General features: G+C 68.4%; 16 protein-coding genes and 1 tRNA gene. 7 read left to right on the top strand and 10 right to left on the bottom strand.

What is annotated here, in order from left to right:
- Positions 1-4 precede the first annotated feature (4 nt).
- The 7 genes from rplK to ACQ5SP_RS00230 form a co-directional block, all read right to left on the bottom strand.
- A complete protein-coding gene (gene rplK, locus ACQ5SP_RS00260) occupies positions 5-433 on the bottom strand; it encodes a 50S ribosomal protein L11 (protein ID WP_430935223.1) in 429 nt (142 codons plus the stop codon).
- Between the two features lie 106 nt (positions 434-539).
- Positions 540-1,073, bottom strand: a complete 534-nt coding sequence (gene nusG / locus ACQ5SP_RS00255) for a transcription termination/antitermination protein NusG (protein WP_430935221.1) — start codon at positions 1,071-1,073, stop codon at positions 540-542.
- A 187-nt stretch (positions 1,074-1,260) separates the two neighbouring features.
- The gene (gene secE / locus ACQ5SP_RS00250; RefSeq protein WP_430935219.1) at positions 1,261-1,458 is read right to left on the bottom strand and encodes a preprotein translocase subunit SecE; all 198 of its coding nucleotides are present in this window, start codon (positions 1,456-1,458) and stop codon (positions 1,261-1,263) included.
- Between the two features lie 124 nt (positions 1,459-1,582).
- Positions 1,583-1,658 (bottom strand) — tRNA-Trp (locus ACQ5SP_RS00245).
- A gap of 61 nt (positions 1,659-1,719) precedes the next feature.
- The gene (locus tag ACQ5SP_RS00240; protein ID WP_430935217.1) at positions 1,720-2,856 is read right to left on the bottom strand and encodes a hypothetical protein; all 1,137 of its coding nucleotides are present in this window, start codon (positions 2,854-2,856) and stop codon (positions 1,720-1,722) included.
- A gap of 195 nt (positions 2,857-3,051) precedes the next feature.
- Complete coding sequence (gene tuf / locus ACQ5SP_RS00235) at positions 3,052-4,227, bottom strand: elongation factor Tu (protein ID WP_430935215.1); 1,176 nt, start codon at positions 4,225-4,227, stop codon at positions 3,052-3,054.
- Between the two features lie 90 nt (positions 4,228-4,317).
- On the bottom strand, positions 4,318-4,953 hold the full coding sequence (locus ACQ5SP_RS00230; protein ID WP_430935213.1) for a hypothetical protein: 636 nt from the start codon (positions 4,951-4,953) through the stop codon (positions 4,318-4,320).
- A 128-nt stretch (positions 4,954-5,081) separates the two neighbouring features.
- Here ACQ5SP_RS00230 and ACQ5SP_RS00225 point away from each other — a divergent pair, with 128 nt between their 5' ends.
- Positions 5,082-6,446: a cytochrome P450 gene (locus ACQ5SP_RS00225; protein WP_430935211.1), complete on the top strand. Its 1,365-nt coding sequence runs from the start codon at positions 5,082-5,084 to the stop codon at positions 6,444-6,446.
- A gap of 6 nt (positions 6,447-6,452) precedes the next feature.
- Here the strand turns inward: ACQ5SP_RS00225 and ACQ5SP_RS00220 are convergent, their stop codons facing one another.
- Both ACQ5SP_RS00220 and ACQ5SP_RS00215 read right to left on the bottom strand, forming a co-directional pair.
- Positions 6,453-7,772, bottom strand: a complete 1,320-nt coding sequence (locus ACQ5SP_RS00220; RefSeq protein WP_430935209.1) for a glycine cleavage T C-terminal barrel domain-containing protein — start codon at positions 7,770-7,772, stop codon at positions 6,453-6,455.
- Positions 7,773-7,839: 67 nt separating this feature from the next.
- Complete coding sequence (locus tag ACQ5SP_RS00215) at positions 7,840-8,124, bottom strand: YggT family protein (RefSeq protein WP_430935207.1); 285 nt, start codon at positions 8,122-8,124, stop codon at positions 7,840-7,842.
- Between the two features lie 150 nt (positions 8,125-8,274).
- Here ACQ5SP_RS00215 and ACQ5SP_RS00210 point away from each other — a divergent pair, with 150 nt between their 5' ends.
- The 4 genes from ACQ5SP_RS00210 to ACQ5SP_RS00195 all read left to right on the top strand — a co-directional run bounded on the left by ACQ5SP_RS00210 (position 8,275) and on the right by ACQ5SP_RS00195 (position 12,025).
- Positions 8,275-8,805, top strand: a complete 531-nt coding sequence (locus ACQ5SP_RS00210) for an acyl-CoA thioesterase (protein ID WP_430935205.1) — start codon at positions 8,275-8,277, stop codon at positions 8,803-8,805.
- Positions 8,806-8,871: 66 nt separating this feature from the next.
- The gene (locus ACQ5SP_RS00205) at positions 8,872-10,239 is read left to right on the top strand and encodes an MFS transporter (RefSeq protein WP_430935203.1); all 1,368 of its coding nucleotides are present in this window, start codon (positions 8,872-8,874) and stop codon (positions 10,237-10,239) included.
- Positions 10,215-11,150: a penicillin-insensitive murein endopeptidase gene (gene mepA, locus ACQ5SP_RS00200; protein ID WP_430935201.1), complete on the top strand. Its 936-nt coding sequence runs from the start codon at positions 10,215-10,217 to the stop codon at positions 11,148-11,150. The genes ACQ5SP_RS00205 and mepA overlap by 25 nt, the downstream gene beginning before the upstream one ends.
- On the top strand, positions 11,123-12,025 hold the full coding sequence (locus tag ACQ5SP_RS00195) for an esterase-like activity of phytase family protein (RefSeq protein WP_430935199.1): 903 nt from the start codon (positions 11,123-11,125) through the stop codon (positions 12,023-12,025). Before mepA ends, ACQ5SP_RS00195 begins: the two co-directional genes overlap by 28 nt.
- Here the strand turns inward: ACQ5SP_RS00195 and ACQ5SP_RS00190 are convergent.
- Positions 12,019-12,846: an LOG family protein gene (locus ACQ5SP_RS00190; protein ID WP_430935197.1), complete on the bottom strand. Its 828-nt coding sequence runs from the start codon at positions 12,844-12,846 to the stop codon at positions 12,019-12,021. The two genes, ACQ5SP_RS00195 and ACQ5SP_RS00190, sit on opposite strands and share 7 nt — an antisense overlap.
- A gap of 95 nt (positions 12,847-12,941) precedes the next feature.
- Between ACQ5SP_RS00190 and dapD the strand changes: the two genes are divergently transcribed.
- Entirely contained in the window at positions 12,942-13,769 is an 828-nt protein-coding gene (gene dapD, locus ACQ5SP_RS00185; RefSeq protein ID WP_430935195.1) for a 2,3,4,5-tetrahydropyridine-2,6-dicarboxylate N-succinyltransferase, read from the top strand.
- 121 nt (positions 13,770-13,890) lie between these two features.
- Positions 13,891-15,303: an FAD/NAD(P)-binding protein gene (locus ACQ5SP_RS00180; protein ID WP_430935193.1), complete on the top strand. Its 1,413-nt coding sequence runs from the start codon at positions 13,891-13,893 to the stop codon at positions 15,301-15,303.
- Positions 15,304-15,614 lie beyond the last annotated feature (311 nt).

The following is a 15,614-nucleotide window of genomic DNA, read 5'->3' as shown; positions in this document are numbered from 1 at the left end:
CAGATTACCCCTTCACCTCGATGCCCATCGACCGCGCGGATCCCAGAATGATCTGCATCGCGTCCTCGACGGTGTTGGCGTTCAGGTCGCGCATCTTCGCCTCGGCGATCTCGCGCACCTGCTTGGGGGTCACGGAGCCGACGGTCTGGCGGCCCGGCGTGTTCGCACCCGACTTCAGCTTGGCGGCCTTCTTCAGGTAATAAGACGCAGGCGGCGTCTTGATTTCCATCGTGAAGGACTTGTCCTGGTAGTAGGTGATCAGCGTCGGGCACGGCGCGCCCGGTTCCATTTCCTGCGTCTTGGCGTTGAACGCCTTGCAGAATTCCATGATGTTGATGCCGCGTTGACCCAGCGCCGGGCCCACCGGGGGGCTCGGGTTCGCCTGGCCTGCGGGCACTTGCAGCTTCATCGTGCCTGCCAGTTTCTTGGCCATCTGGCCTCTCCTCTTTTCACCTCCGCGCACGACGCGTCGGGCGCGGTCCTCGGTTTAGTGGTCCGGTCCGCCGGCGCGCCGGCGTCGCCTCCCACATGCACACACGTCAGGTCTGCTTGGTGACCTGCGTGTATTCCAGCTCGACCGGGGTCGCCCGGCCGAAGATCGAAACGGTCACCTTGAGGCGGGCATTGTCCTCGTCCACCTCTTCGACCGTGCCGGCGAAACCCTCGAAGGGCCCGTCGGTCACATTCACCTGCTCGCCCACCTCGTAGGAGATGAGCGTCCGCGGCGCCTCGGCACCCTCCTCGACGCGGTTGAGGATGGTGTTCACCTCCTCGTCGCGCATCGGCATCGGGCGCCCCTGCGGCCCGAGGAACCCGGTCACGCGGTTGATGGAGTTGATGAGGTGATACCCCTTGTCGGTCATCTCCATCTTCACCAGCACGTAGCCCGGCATGAAACGCCGCTCGGCCGTCACCTTCTTGCCGCGCCGCACCTCGATCACTTCCTCGGTCGGCACGAGGACTTCCTCGATCTCTTCCTCGAGACCTTCCTGGGCGACGGCATGTCGAATCTGCTCGGCGATCTTTTTCTCGAAATTCGAGAGCACACTCACCGAATACCACCGTTTCGCCATTTCGCCCGTCACCTCGTGCCTGCCGGCTTTGCCGCCGAAATTCTTTCGCCTTGCCAGTGTTTTGACGACAATTCGCCAGAACAAAAAACAGCGCGCATGACGAATCGATGCACGCCTTTGTCAAGGATGCCGCCCCCCTTACAAGCGAAATCCCGTCAATTCAAGAGCATCGCCCCAAAAAGCGCGCTCAGCCGAAGAAACCCAGAAGAGACGTCAGGCCGAAGCGGATGATCTGATCGACGATGAAGAAGAACACCGCCGCCAGCGTCGCCATGGCGAAGACCATGACCGTGGTCAGAAGCACTTCGCGCCGGGTCGGCCAGACGACCTTGGACACCTCGGCCCGCACTTGCTGAATGAACTGGAGAGGGTTCGTGTTCGCCATCGGTTTTGCCCGTTCCGTCAAATATACGCGGCCACATACGGACTCGCGGCCGGCTTTGCAAGGGCGCCGCCGGATCCGGAGCGTCCGGCGCACCCCCGAAACCGCGACCTTGTAAGGGAAGAACTGGCAGGGGCAGCAGGACTCGAACCCGCGACCCTCGGTTTTGGAGACCGATGCTCTACCAACTGAGCTATACCCCTGCGGGCCGTTCTTGTGCCCAGATACGAGAGCGGAAACGGATTTGCAAGCGGGGATTGGCGCTCAGCCGCCCAGCCAGCCCAGTTGCTTGACCAGCACCCAGGGGAACTGGGCCTCGAACATGGCATCTTCCTGGATCTGGTAGCTGAACATGTTCGCATTCACCACCAGAAGCAGCGTGAAGACCGGCCAGCTCATCAAGGCGGGCAGCCGGTCGGCCGCGCCGTCGGCCCGGCGCAGGATCAGCCCCGCCGCGATGAACCCCGCAAGGACCGAGACGGTGCCGAAGCGATGCACGTCGAACGCCACGAGGTTGAGCGAGAGCGGCGCGAGAACCGCCGCGACCATCAGCAGGCGCAGCGCCGGATGGACCCCCGGCCCGAAGAGCCGTAGGTTGAACCAGATCAGCCAGAGGCTCATGAGCAGCAGCGGCAGGCCGTCGAAGGTCAGCCACATCCAGTAGGCATCCCGCGCGCGAACGCCGCGCATGAAATCGACATTCGCCCCCAGCGGACGTCCCGCCACCTCGAGCGTGGTCGGATCGGTGAAGAAATCCGCCTTGGACCGCAGATGGGCGGCGAAGCGTTCGGCGGTGGCGGCGTCGAAATCGGACATCACCAGCACGACGAGCACCGCGCAGCCCGTCGCGACCGGCAGCAGCGCGGCGGCGGACGGTCGTGCGTCGAGCGGCCCGCGCAGCGCGATCCCGAAGCCGATCAGCACGGTGAAATAGGGCAGCATGCTCTCGTGCAGCAGCATCCCCACGACCACCAGCGCGGCCAGCCCGAGACCGGCGGCCAGGCCACCCCGCGGCGCCAGCGCCAGCGCCACCAGCGCCACCGCCATGAGCAGCCCGTCCAGATAGCCGGTCGTGCCCACGAAGCTTGCGAAAGCGAAGGAATTGAGCGCGAGGATCACGACGAGCAGGCCCGGCACGCTGCCGTCGAAGCGGCGCATCATCCAGAGCGCGAAACCCATCGCGCCGGACAGCGTCACGGCAGCGGTCACGACCCGTATCGCGCCGCCGCTCACCGGCTCGTCGAGCAGCGGCGCCAGGAGGGTCCCGGCCAGCCCCCGCCGCACCAGCCCGAACTCGTAGTCGAAAAGCAGCTGGGTGGCCGGGAAGCTCAGGGGCGGCAACAGGTGATTGACGAGCGCCAGGATCAGAGACGCCGCCGCCGCCGCCCGCAGCCATATCAAGGTTCGTGCCCGGTCCATCATCCCTGCCCTGCCCCCGCTCTTACTGCCACGTGAACGGGCGCCCGCGCAATCTCCGCGGGGTGCGGGCCGCCGGCGCCGGGCCACGGGCGCGAACGGAAACGGGCCGCCCGGATGTCCGGGCGGCCCGTCGAAAGCCTCGCGGTAGCGCCGCGCCTGTCGGCGCGGGGCTTCGCATCACTCGATGATTTTGGACACGACGCCGGCGCCGACGGTGCGGCCGCCTTCACGGATGGCGAAGCGGAGCTTCTCTTCCATCGCGATGGGCGCGATCAGCTCGACGGTGAAGGACACGTTGTCGCCCGGCATCACCATCTCGGTGCCCGCGGCCAGCTGGACCGTCCCGGTCACGTCCGTCGTGCGGAAGTAGAACTGCGGGCGGTAGTTGGCGAAGAACGGCGTGTGACGGCCACCCTCTTCCTTGGTCAGGATGTAGGCCTCGGCCTCGAACTTCGTGTGCGGCGTCACCGAGCCCGGCTTGCAGAGAACCTGCCCACGCTCAACGCCCTCGCGGTCCACACCGCGCAGAAGCGCGCCGATGTTGTCGCCCGCCTCGCCGCGATCCAGCAGCTTGCGGAACATCTCGACGCCCGTGACCGTCGTCTTCTTCGTGTCCTTGAGACCGACGATCTCGACCTCGTCGCCCACGTTGATCACGCCGCGCTCGACGCGGCCGGTCACGACCGTGCCACGGCCGGAAATCGAGAACACGTCCTCGATCGGCATCAGGAACGGCTGGTCCACCGGACGCTCCGGCGTCGGGATGTACTCGTCAACCGCCGCCATCAGCTCGCGGATCTTGTTCTCGCCGATCTCGGGGTCGCGACCTTCCATCGCCGCAAGCGCCGAGCCCGCCACGATCGGAATGTCGTCGCCCGGGAAGTCGTAGTCCGACAGAAGCTCGCGCACTTCCATCTCGACAAGCTCGAGCAGCTCCTCGTCGTCGACCTGGTCAACCTTGTTCAGGAACACCACAAGCGCCGGAACGCCAACCTGGCGCGCCAGAAGGATGTGCTCGCGCGTCTGCGGCATCGGACCGTCCGCCGCGTTCACCACGAGGATCGCGCCGTCCATCTGCGCCGCGCCCGTGATCATGTTCTTCACGTAGTCCGCGTGGCCCGGGCAGTCGACATGCGCGTAGTGACGGTTGTCAGTCTCGTATTCCACATGCGCCGTCGAGATCGTGATCCCGCGCGCCTTCTCCTCCGGCGCGCCGTCAATCTGGTCATACGCCCGGAAGTCCCCGAAATACTTCGTGATCGCAGCCGTCAGCGTCGTCTTGCCGTGGTCAACGTGACCAACAGTCCCGATGTTCACATGCGGTTTCGTACGTTCAAACTTCTCTTTTGCCATCTTTCGGGCGCCTCATTGACTAAGGCCCTCGCGGCGGGGCCGGTTTCGCATCGCGCGCTGCGTAATCAGGTTCTCGGGAAAAATCAAGCGTCAGTTGGCCGGGGCCGCGGGCACCTCGAAAACCGGGGGCAGCGTCACCTCCCCGGGGCCGCTTTCGCCCCCCTCCGCGGCGGGTCTCTCCGCCGCCTCGAACCACGCGGTGTTCTCGAGCATCCACTCGTGGATCTTCGCCGCCGCGTTCTCTGCAAGGTTGCGCGCCTGCTCCTCGCGGGACTGGGTCAGGCCGGACCCGATCACGGTTTTTCCCGAGAAGCTCTCGAAGACGGTGATCTGCTTCGGCTCGAGGTTGATCTTGGTGCCGGTGGCGTCGTCCCAGACATTCACGGTCAGCACCAGCGCCGATTTCGGCGACACCAGCAGCGGCACGCCCGGCAGCGCCAGGACATACATCTCGACATTGGCCGCGACGTGGTAATAGGCGTCGCCCTCGTAGCGGCCAAGCCGCCGATCGATCGCCTGGGTCAGTTCGCTGCGCCAGAGTCCCGGCTCGGCCTCGCGCGTGAACGGGCCGAGCTCGGCATTTTCCTCGACGACGACGGTATAGCCGAGACGGAAATCTCCCATCGGCTCGGGGGTCTCCGGCAGCTCCTCGCGGGCGCCGCAGGCGGCGAGCAGGCCGAGCGCGGCGGCGGCGAGACAGGTGCGCAATCGGGCGGCGGTCGTCATCGGAAATCCTTTCCGTAGAGGCTTGGCCGAGCCTTAGCGCAGCCGCGCGCACCACGCAATCCATCGCCGGGATTGCCCCGCGGCAGGGCCGGGCCATATGGTGATGCGGCAAGTGCGAAGGACGGGCCATGACCACGACGGCGCCGGAACAGAGACTCCCCCCGCAGGTTCCCCTGGTGACGGAGCCCTGGGGAATCCTGAAATCCTTTCGCGTGGCACGCCGAAACGTGCTCGAACTGATCCCGGAAATCGCCACCCGCCAGCCCATCGTCTCGGGCAAGACCGGGGCACGCTGGCACATGGTGATGGATCCCGGGGCCAACCGCCGCATCCTGAAGGATCGGCTCGACAACTATCCAAAATCCGACGTCACCAAGAACATCCTCCGCCCGGCCATCGGCGAGAGCCTGTTCATCGCCGAGGGCGCGCATTGGCGCTGGCAGCGCCGGGCGGCGGCGCCGGTCTTCTCGGCCCGTAACATCGACGCCCTCGCCCCGATCATGTCGGCCGCCGCCGAACGGTCCGCCCGTCGCCTCGAAACCGTCGCCGGGCGTGCCGCCGACCTGCACCAGGAAATGGTCGCCGCCACCTTCGAGGTCATCGGCGAAGTCACGTTCTCGGGCGGGGATTCCTTCGACCGCGAGGCGGTGCACCGGGCCATCGATCAGTACATCGCGCAGACCGCGCGGGTCTCGTTGCTGGACGTGGCGGGCATACCCACATGGGTGCCGCGGCCGGGGCGGCTCTTCTCGACGAACGCCAACCGCGAGATGAAGCGCGTCGCCGACGCCGCCATCGACGCCCGGCGCGCCGCCGGGCCGCCAGAGGTGCCCGACCTGCTGGATCTGCTGATGGCCGGCGCCGACCCCAAGACCGGGCGGCAGATGAACACGGCCGAACTGCGCGACAACCTGCTGACCTTCATCGTGGCCGGTCACGAGACCACCGCGCTCGCGCTGTCCTGGGCGCTTTACCTCGTCGCCTTCGATCCCGGCGTGCAGGACCGTCTGCGCGCCGAGGCCGAGACCGTGCTGCAGGGCCGGACCGCGACGGCCGCGGACGTGCCGCGTTTGACCTATACCCGCCAGGTGATCGAGGAGACGCTCCGGCTCTATCCGCCGGCGGCCTTCCTGTCGCGCACGGCCCGCGAGGCGGACACGCTCTGCGGGCGCGCGGTGCGCCCGGGCGACACGGTGATGCTGCCGATCTACGCGCTGCATCGGAACCACCAGCTCTGGGACGATCCGCATCGCTTCGACCCCGACCGTTTCGCGCCCGGAACCGCGCGGGACCGCTACGCCTACCTGCCTTTCGGCGACGGGCCGCGCATCTGCATCGGCGCGAGTTTCGCCATGACCGAGGCCATCATCATCCTGGCCACGCTGGTCGCGCGGTTCCGCTTTGCCACCGTGCCCGGGCGCGCGCCCAAGCCGGTGCTTATCCTGACCCTGCGGCCGGAGGGCGGCGTCTGGCTCAACGTGGAACGGGTCTGAGCCGCCTCAATCCGCCCAGTCGCGGCCATGCGCCTTCGCCTGTTCGCGGGCGCTCGGATGGGCCGACGGACGGAACGGCACCTCGGTGACCGCCGCCGCGGTGGGCTTGCCGGATACGCGCGAATACTTCTCCGGAAGCTCGACCTGCAGCGCGGTCCCGACGCCGGACAGCGCCCAGGGCACGTAGCCCAGCGCGATGTTGGTTTCGAGTTCGGGCGACCACCAGGGCGAGGTGACGTAGCCCACGCGCTGCCCGTCGGAATCCTGGATCAGCCAGAAATCGGGCGCGTAATCGGTGATCGGCTTGCCGCCGATCTTCAGCCCCACGAGCTTGAGCGCGAAGGGATAGCGCCCGGCGTCGATCTCGGCGCGCTGGCGCTCCAGCGCGGCCTTGCCGATGTAGTCGGCCGCCTTCTCCCGGGGCACCTGGAAGGCCAGATTGACCTGGAAAGGCGAGGTTTCAGCATCCATGTCCTGCCCCCAGGACAGGATCCCCGCCTCGATCCGGCGGTGATGCGCCGGCGCGATCACGCGCAGCCCGTGCCGCGCGCCCTGGCCGCGGATCGCGTACCAGACCGCCTCGGCATTCGCCATCGAGTCGCGCACATAGACCTCGTAGCCCTTCTCGCCGGAAAACCCGGTCTGGCTGACGACGACCGGCGCGCCGCCGATCTCGGCCTCCATCAGCCCGTAATAGGGCAGATCGCGGACAGCCTCTCCGACGAGTTCGGCCATCAGCGCCTCGGAGCGGGGTCCCTGGATCTGCAGCGGCGAGACGTCGATCTCGTCGATGTCGACGTCCCAGCGCCGGCCGATATTCACGCCCTGCAGCCACAGCATCAGGTCGCTGTCGGACAGCGAGAACCAGAACTCGTCCTCGGCGAGGCGCAGCAACACCGGGTCGTTGAGAATGCCGCCGGCCTCGTTGCAGAGGATGGAATACTTGCCGCGCATCGGCGCGATCCTGGTGGCATCGCGCGTGATGACGAAATCGACGAAGGCCTCCGCGTCCGGGCCCTTGACGCGGATCTGGCGCTCGACCGCGACATTCCACAGCGTCACGCGGTTGACCAGCGCGTGATACTCCATCATCGCGCCGCCATCCTCGGGCTTCACGTAGCCGCGGGGGTGATACATGCGGTTATAGACCGTCGCCCGCCAGCAGCCGGCCTCCACCGACAGGTGCCAGAACGCGGATTTCCGCACCCGCGTCGAGATCAGCATCTCGACCGGGGTCGGGCCGGACTGGCGCAGGTTGACCGGCACGCACCGGTCCGACTGGTCGATTTCGGGAACGTTGGGATGGTCGCGTTTCGGGTCGGCCATGGCACACCTCCGGTCGTGGTCGCCACGCGGTGCCGGCCGGACGCCGGCCGCCGGGCCTGAACCTAACTCAGAAGGCGTACATGTTGTTCCGAATGACGATCTGCAGCGCGTACAGCCCGATCAGCAACACCAGCGGCGCCAGGTCGAGCCCGCCCATGGCCGGCAGAACCTGCCGGATGCGGCCGTATATCGGCTCGAGCAGCTGGTTGAGACCGTCCCAGATCTGCGCGACCAGCGGCTGGCGCAGGTTCAGCACCTGGAAGTTGATGAGCCAGCTCATGATGATGTGGATGATCACGATGAACCAGAGCACATCGATGATGAGCAGCAGGATCTGCAAAAGCGACGTCATGCGCGGCCCTTCCCTTGTCACGCCCGTCCGCGTGTAACGCGCCAAGACCTAAGTGTCCCGCGCCCGCTTGGCAAGCCATGCCTGCCGCGACGTTGCGCTTGACGCGGATGCCGGGCCTGCCTTTGGTGCCGCGCCGAAAGGAGCCCGTGCATGTACCCCTTCGTCCGCTTCGCCAAGGAATTGCTGCTCAACCGGTGGCGCCCGCCGCTCGGGATCACCGAAACCCATGTCTCGCAGCATGTCTGCTGGCCGTGGGACCTGGACATCTGGATGGAGCTCAACAACGGCCGGTCGCTCACGCTCTACGATCTCGGGCGCATTCCGCTGGCCGGACGGGCCGGCCTGATCGCGGTGCTCCGGCGCGAGCGCTGGGGGCTAACCATGGCCGGCGCCTCGGTGCGCTGGCGGCGGCGCACGCGGATCCTCGACCGCTTCGAGATGCGGTCGCGCTGCGTCGGCTGGGATCACCGCTTCCTCTACATCGAGCAGTCGATGTGGCGCCGGGGCGAGGCGCTGTCGGCGGTGCTCTACCGCGCCGCGGTGACCGGCAGCGCCGGGATCGTGCCGCCCGAAGAGGTGCTGGCCGCGCTCGGCGCCGAGACGCGCTCGCCCCCGCTGCCGGATTACGTGCGCGCCTGGATCGCCGCCGACGCCGCCCGCCCGTGGCCGCCCGGCCCCTGACAATTCCCTTGCCACGCAGCGACGGCCCCGGTCATATCCCGTCAGGCGTGTAACGGGTGAGGGGTCATGTCGGGGATCGACCGGAAACGGATCTGGGGCTGGATGTTCTTCGACTGGGCCAGCCAGCCCTACAACACCCTGCTTCTGACCTTCGTCTTCAGCCCCTATTTCGCCACCGTGGTGGGCGACGCGACCCGCGCACAGGAGCTCTGGGGGTTCGGGCTCACGATCGCGGGGCTGAGCGTCGCCGTGCTGGCGCCGCTGCTCGGTGCCGTCGCCGACGTCAACGGGCGGCGGATGCCGTGGATCGCCGGATTCTCGGTGCTCTACATGGCGGGGGCCTTCGGGCTCTGGTGGGCCTATCCGGACTCCGACAACGTCACCTGGATCCTGCTGGCCTTCGGCATCGGCTTCGTCGGCATGGAATTCGCCACGATCTTCACCAACGCGCTGCTGCCGGATCTCGGCCCGCGCGCCGCACTCGGCCGGATCTCGGGGGCCGGCTGGGCCTTCGGCTATGCGGGCGGCGTGCTGTCGCTGGCGCTCATGCTGCTTTTCCTCGCCGAGAACGATGCCGGCGTGACCTTCCTCGGGATCGAGCCGATCCTCGGGCTCGACCCTGCGGTCCGCGAGGGGACCCGGTCGGTCGGGCCGGTGGTCGCGCTATGGTACGCGGTCTTCATGATCCCGTTCTTCCTGTGGGTCCGCGAGCGCCCGGCCCCGAAGATCGAGCGCGCGGGCCGCGCCGATACGCTGCGCGAGTCGCTGACCGGGCTCTGGCGCACGATCCGGCGGCTGCCCCGCACGCGCAGCCTCTTCGCCTATCTCGGCGCGGCGCTCTTCTACCGGGACGCGCTCAACGGGCTCTACACCTTCGGCGGCATCTACGCGCTGGGCGTGCTCGGCTGGTCGGTGGTCGATGTGGGCGTCTTCGGCATTCTCGCCGCCGTGACCGGGGCGATCTTCGCCTGGGCGGGCGGGCATGCCGATTCCCGGTTCGGGCCGAAACCCGTCATCGCCACCTGCATCACGGTGCTGCTGCTGGTCTGCACGGTGGTCGTGACGATCTCGCAGACCACGGTTCTGGGCCTGCCGGTCGCCCCGAGGTCGGCCCTGCCCGACATCGCCTTCTACGTTTGCGGCTGCCTGATCGGCGCGGCGGGGGGCGCGCTGCAATCGGCATCCCGCACGATGATGGTCCGCCAGGCCGATCCCGACCGCATGACCGAGGCTTTCGGGCTCTACGCGCTGTCCGGCAAGTCGACCACCTGGCTGGCGCCCTTGCTGATCGCGGTCGTCACCGGGGCAACGGACAGCCAGCGTCTCGGCGTGACGCCGCTCATTGTCCTGTTCCTGATCGGTCTGATCCTGCTAGTCTGGGTCGAAGCCCAAGGGGAGAGCACCGCCACATGGTCCGAACCCGATCCCTCCTGATCCCGGCGCTGATGCTGGCGCTGGCCGCCTGCGGCGACGGCCCGTCCGACGGGGAAAGCGTCGCCTCGAAATCCGGACATGACGGCGCCAAGGCCAACCAGCTCTTCGGCGCGATCCGGGACGCCTCGCGCCAGAGCCCGGCCGCCATCGGCAGCTATGCCAAGGGCTGCGCTGCCGGGCTGGTGCAACTGCCCGAGAGCGGGCCGACCTGGCAGGCCATGCGGCTCAGCCGGAACCGCAACTGGGGCCATCCCGAGACCATCGCCTTCGTGGAGCGGCTCTCGCGCGAGGCCGTGCGGCAGGGCTGGGCCGGGCTCTATATCGGCGATATTTCCCAGCCGCGCGGCGGCCCGATGACCAGCGGGCACCAGTCCCACCAGACCGGGCTCGACGCGGATATCTGGCTCTACCCGGCCAAGCGGATGGATCTCAGCCGCGCCGAACGCGAGAGCCTCTCGGCGATCTCGGTCCGCTCGGCCGACCAGCGCAGCGTCAATCGGAACTGGACACCGGCGCACATGGCGATCATGAAGGCCGCGGCGAAGGATCCCGCGGTCGATCGCATCTTCGTCACCGCGCCGGCCAAGATCGAAATGTGCCGGACCGCGGGCCGCGACCGCACCTGGCTGCAGAAGATCCGGCCGCTCTACGGTCACCATTATCATTTTCACGTGCGTCTCAAATGCCCCAGAGGATCCCGCGATTGCCAGACCCAGCGCCCGACCGTGGCCGACCTCTCCAATGGCGGGGATGGCTGCGACGAGACGCTGACGTGGTGGGTAACGGATTACCTGGACCCGCCCGAGGCCCCCGCCGAACCGGCGAAACCGGCCAAGCGCAAGCGGGGCGCGCGGGATTACACCATGGCCGACCTGCCTCGCCAATGCGCCCGCGTTCTCGCCTCGGACTGATCGCGGCCCTCCTCCTGGCGCTCGCCCCGGCGGGTCGCGCGACCGCCGGCGAGCGGCTGGAGCTGGTCGGCAGCTTTCACTGGCAGGTCAGCGATGCACGCGTCGCCGGGCTCTCGGGGCTGGCCGTGACGGAAGGGGGCGCGGCCTTCACCGCGGTCGGCGACCGCGGCATCGCCGTGACCGGGCGGCTCTCGCGCGATGCGACGGGAACCATCACGGCCGTGCGGGAGGCGAAGCTTTACACGCTGCAGGGTGCGGACGGCGCGCCGCTGACCCGCTACCGCGTCGATGCCGAGGGTCTGGCAATGGGCCCGGACGGCCGGCTCTACATTTCCTTCGAGGCCGAACACCGGGTGGATGTCTACGACGCGCCCGGCGCACGGGCCCGCCCATTGCCCCGGCACCCGGATTTCGCGCACCTTCAGAACAATTCGGCGCTGGAGGCGCTGGCGCGGGGGCCGGACGGCGCGCTTTACACGCTGCCCGAACGTTCCGGCGCCTGGGACCGGCCGTTCCCGGTCTACCGGTTCCGCAACGGCGCCTGGGACCGGCCCTTCGACCTGCCGCGCCGCGGGAAACTGCTGCCCGTGGGCGCGGATTTCGGGCCGGACGGGCGGCTCTACCTGCTGGAACGGGAATTCCGCGGCCTGCTGGGCTTCGCCAGCCGGGTGCGCGTCTTCAGTCTCGGGCCCGGCGGCATCACCGCCGAGACGACGCTGCTGGAGACCGGCTTCGGCACCCATGACAACCTCGAGGGCATCTCGGTCTGGCGCGACGCGGCCGGCGCGATCCGGCTGACGATGATCTCCGACGACAACGAGAACATGTTCCAGCGCACCGAATTCGTCGAATACCGCCTCGCCGCCGATCAGTAGCCGCCGGTGCGGTGCCACCGCTCGATGAGCGCGACCGCCTCCTCGGCCGTCTCGACGAACCGGAACAGGTCGAGATCCGCGCGCGAGATCGTGCCGGCCTCGGCCAGCGCCTCGAAGTTTATGATCCGCTCCCAGAACTGCTTGCCGAAAAGCAGGAAGGGGATCGGCGCCATGCGGTCGGTCTGGATCAGGGTCAGCGCCTCGAACATCTCGTCCAGCGTGCCGAACCCGCCCGGAAAGATCGCCACGGCGTTTGCGCGCAGCAGGAAATGCATCTTGCGGATGCCGAAGTAGTGGAAATTAAAGCAGAGCTCGGGCGTGACGTGCCGGTTCGGCGCCTGCTCGTGCGGCAGAACGATGTTGAGCCCGATCGACACGCCGCCGGCATCGGCCGCGCCGCGGTTTCCGGCCTCCATCACGCCGGGGCCGCCCCCGGTGACGATGACGTTGTCACGCACGCCGTCGGTCTGGAAGCGCTCGGTCAGAAGCCGCGCGAAATCCCGCGCGACCTGGTAGTAATCCGCCAGCGCCGCCAGCGTTTCGGTCCTGGCGGTGTGCCGCAGATCCGGCTCGGGAATGCGCGCGCCGCCGAAAAGCACCACCGTGCTCTCGATGCCGTATTCGCTCATCAGCAGTTCGGGCTTCAGAAGCTCGAGCTGCAGCCGCACCGGGCGCAGTTCGTCGCGGGCCATGAAATCGTCGTCGTTGAAGGCCAGCCGGTAGGCCGGCGATCGGGTCTGCGGCGTCTCCGGCATCTCCTGGGCCTGGCGAATATCCGCGCCGGCGTCTGGAAAGACCCGCTTCGGGGAATCGTCCGTCATGCAGCCTCCTCGGTGGTTTGCCTGCGTTGCGCGGGGACCAGCGTTGATCTATAGGCTCAACTCCGACGAGGCCAGATACGAATTGGAGACGCCGCATGTCCAACGCCCAGCTGGAGACCGCCATCGAAGCCGCCTGGGAGGCGCGCGACCAGATCACCCCCGCGACCGGCGGCGAGACCCGCGAGGCCATCGAGGCGACGCTCGACGCGCTGGATTCAGGCCAGCTGCGCGTGGCGGAGCGCCAGGAGAACGGCGACTGGCACGTGAACCAGTGGGCCAAGAAGGCGGTCCTGCTCGGCTTCCGCCTGAAGGACATGGAACAGCAGGACGGCGGCCCGCAAGGCGGCCACTGGTGGGACAAGGTCGACAGCAAGTTCAAGGGCTGGGGCGACAGCGAATGGCGCGCCGCCGGCTTCCGCGCCGTGCCGAACTGCATCGTGCGCCGTTCGGCCTTCGTCGCGCCGGGCGTGGTGCTGATGCCGTCCTTCGTGAATCTCGGCGCCTATGTCGACGAGGGCACCATGGTCGACACCTGGGCGACCGTGGGCTCCTGCGCGCAGATCGGCAAGAACGTGCATCTCTCGGGCGGCGTCGGCATCGGCGGCGTGCTGGAGCCGATGCAGGCTGGCCCCACCATCATTGAGGACAACTGCTTCATCGGGGCCCGGTCCGAGGTGGTCGAGGGCTGCATCGTCCGCGAGGGCGCGGTGCTCGGCATGGGGGTCTATATCGGCAAGTCGACCAAGATCGTGGATCGCGAGACCGGCGAGGTCTTCATGGGCGAGGTGCCGCCCTACTCGGTCGTCGTCTCGGGCTCGATGCCGACGAAGAACAACCTGAACCTCTACTGCGCGGTGATCGTCAAGCGGGTGGACGAACAGACCCGCAGCAAGGTCGGCATCAACGAGCTGCTGCGCGACTGACCCCGGCGGCGATCCGTGCTTGCCGGGCCGGCCATGCGCGGCGCAACGTCGATCCCACCAGATTGCGGGCGGGCCGGCAACCGGCCCGCCCGTTCCGTGTGACGTAACCAGGATCATCGAGATGACCCATCATGCGATCATCGGCGACGGGCTGAGCGCGGCCGAGCTTGCCGTTTCCGCGCCGCTCGGGCGCGGCGACCGGTTGACCGTGATCGGCCCGGCCGTGGCCCGGCTCGGCCGGGGCCTTGCCTATGCCGACCATCCCGCGGATGCGCCGTGGCGTTTCGCCTGGCTTCTGAATTCGCCCGCTTACCTGATCGACGAGGCCTTCGTGGACTGGGCCGCGGCGCGCTGGGACGACATCGCGGCACGCATGGCCGGCCGCCGCCCGGACTGGCTGGCGGCCGCCGCGCCGCATGTTGCGCGGGACGACATCGCGGCGCTGTTCCTGCCACGCGCGATCTTCGGCGACTACCTGCGCGCCAGGATCGAGGCCGGGCTGGCGCGCCTGGACGAGGCCGGGGTGGAGATCATGCGCCTGCCCGCGAAGGTGACGGGCCTGCGCCGGGATGGCCCCGCGTTCCGGCTGTCGCTCTCGGACGGGACCGCCATGGTGGCTGACAGCGTCGATCTTGCGACCGGTGGCCCGGTCAACCAGCCGCTCTGCGCCGGCCTTGGCGCGCCGGCCTTCGAGACCCCCTACGGCAACGAGGCCGCGATCGCCGGGTTCGCGCGCAACGGCGGGCCCATCGTCTGTATCGGCGGCAACGCGGCGATGCTGGACGTGCTGCGGCTGGTGCAGTCAGTGACGGAGGAATCGCGGCTCGCGTTCAGCGTGATCTCCCGGACCGGGCATCTGCCGGAGCCGACCGCGCCCCATCACCCCCGAAGGCCGGCCGCGACGCCCGGCCTCGCGCCGCCTTACCGGACGGCCGAGACCTTCCTGGCCGCGCTCGATGCCGATATCGCCCGCTGCCGGGCCGGGGGCGACCGGATGGCGGAACTGCAGGGTGGGTTCTATGGCTGGCTTTTCCGCGAACGGCTGACCAGCTTCGTGCCGGATCGCGACGAGGCCCGCCGCGCCGCCACCCGCGTCGAGCGCCGGTTCTTCAGGGGCACCCGGGACTCGATCCGCGATTTCGACCGGCTGGCGGCGGCGGGACGCACGCGGATGGTCGCCGGCCAGGTCTCGGCGGTCCGACGCGCGGATGACGGCAAGCTGGTCGTGGCCTACACGACCCCCGACGGCACCGCTGCGCAGATGGCGGCCGCGGCGGTCGTCAACACCGCCGGCCCCGGCCCGGCACCGCGCTTCGACCCGCTGACGAACGGCCTGATCGACGACGGCATCCTGGAGGCCTGCCCCGTCACGAAGGGCATCCGCGTCGGCCCGGGCCTGGAGACCGCCCTGCCGGGGCTGCGCTATCTCTCGCCCGCGCTCTCGGAAATCGGCGACGGCGTTCTGCCGATGCGCCCCTACAGCGCCGAGCAGCTGCGGCTTTACGCCTTCGCGGCGAACGGCTACGACGACTGACGCGAAACGGCAGAAAGCGATAGCGCGATGACGAAAGGCAAGTCCCGGCACGAGGTCTACACCTTGCTGGTGCAGGTTGGCCGCAAGGCAGGCGACGGGCTGCCCGAGGGCGCCACCGGCGCCGCGCTCATATGCTATGCCTCGGGCGTGGACGAGGACGAAGCCGTGCGCGAGACCGTGGCGATCCTGAAACAGGCCGATCTCGCCCCGCTCGACGTCACCGGCTACGGCACCGCCGAGGAACGGATCGCCGAAGGCCACGAGATCGGCGACGAGGAACGCGGCCTGATGCAGCGCGCACTGGACGAGAA

The sequence above is a fragment of the Rhodovulum sp. YNF3179 genome (assembly GCF_050586465.1).
Lineage (GTDB): Bacteria > Pseudomonadota > Alphaproteobacteria > Rhodobacterales > Rhodobacteraceae > CAJXYS01.
Note: the sequence above shows the minus strand (reverse complement) of the source record. Positions and strands in the feature narration are given on the sequence as shown.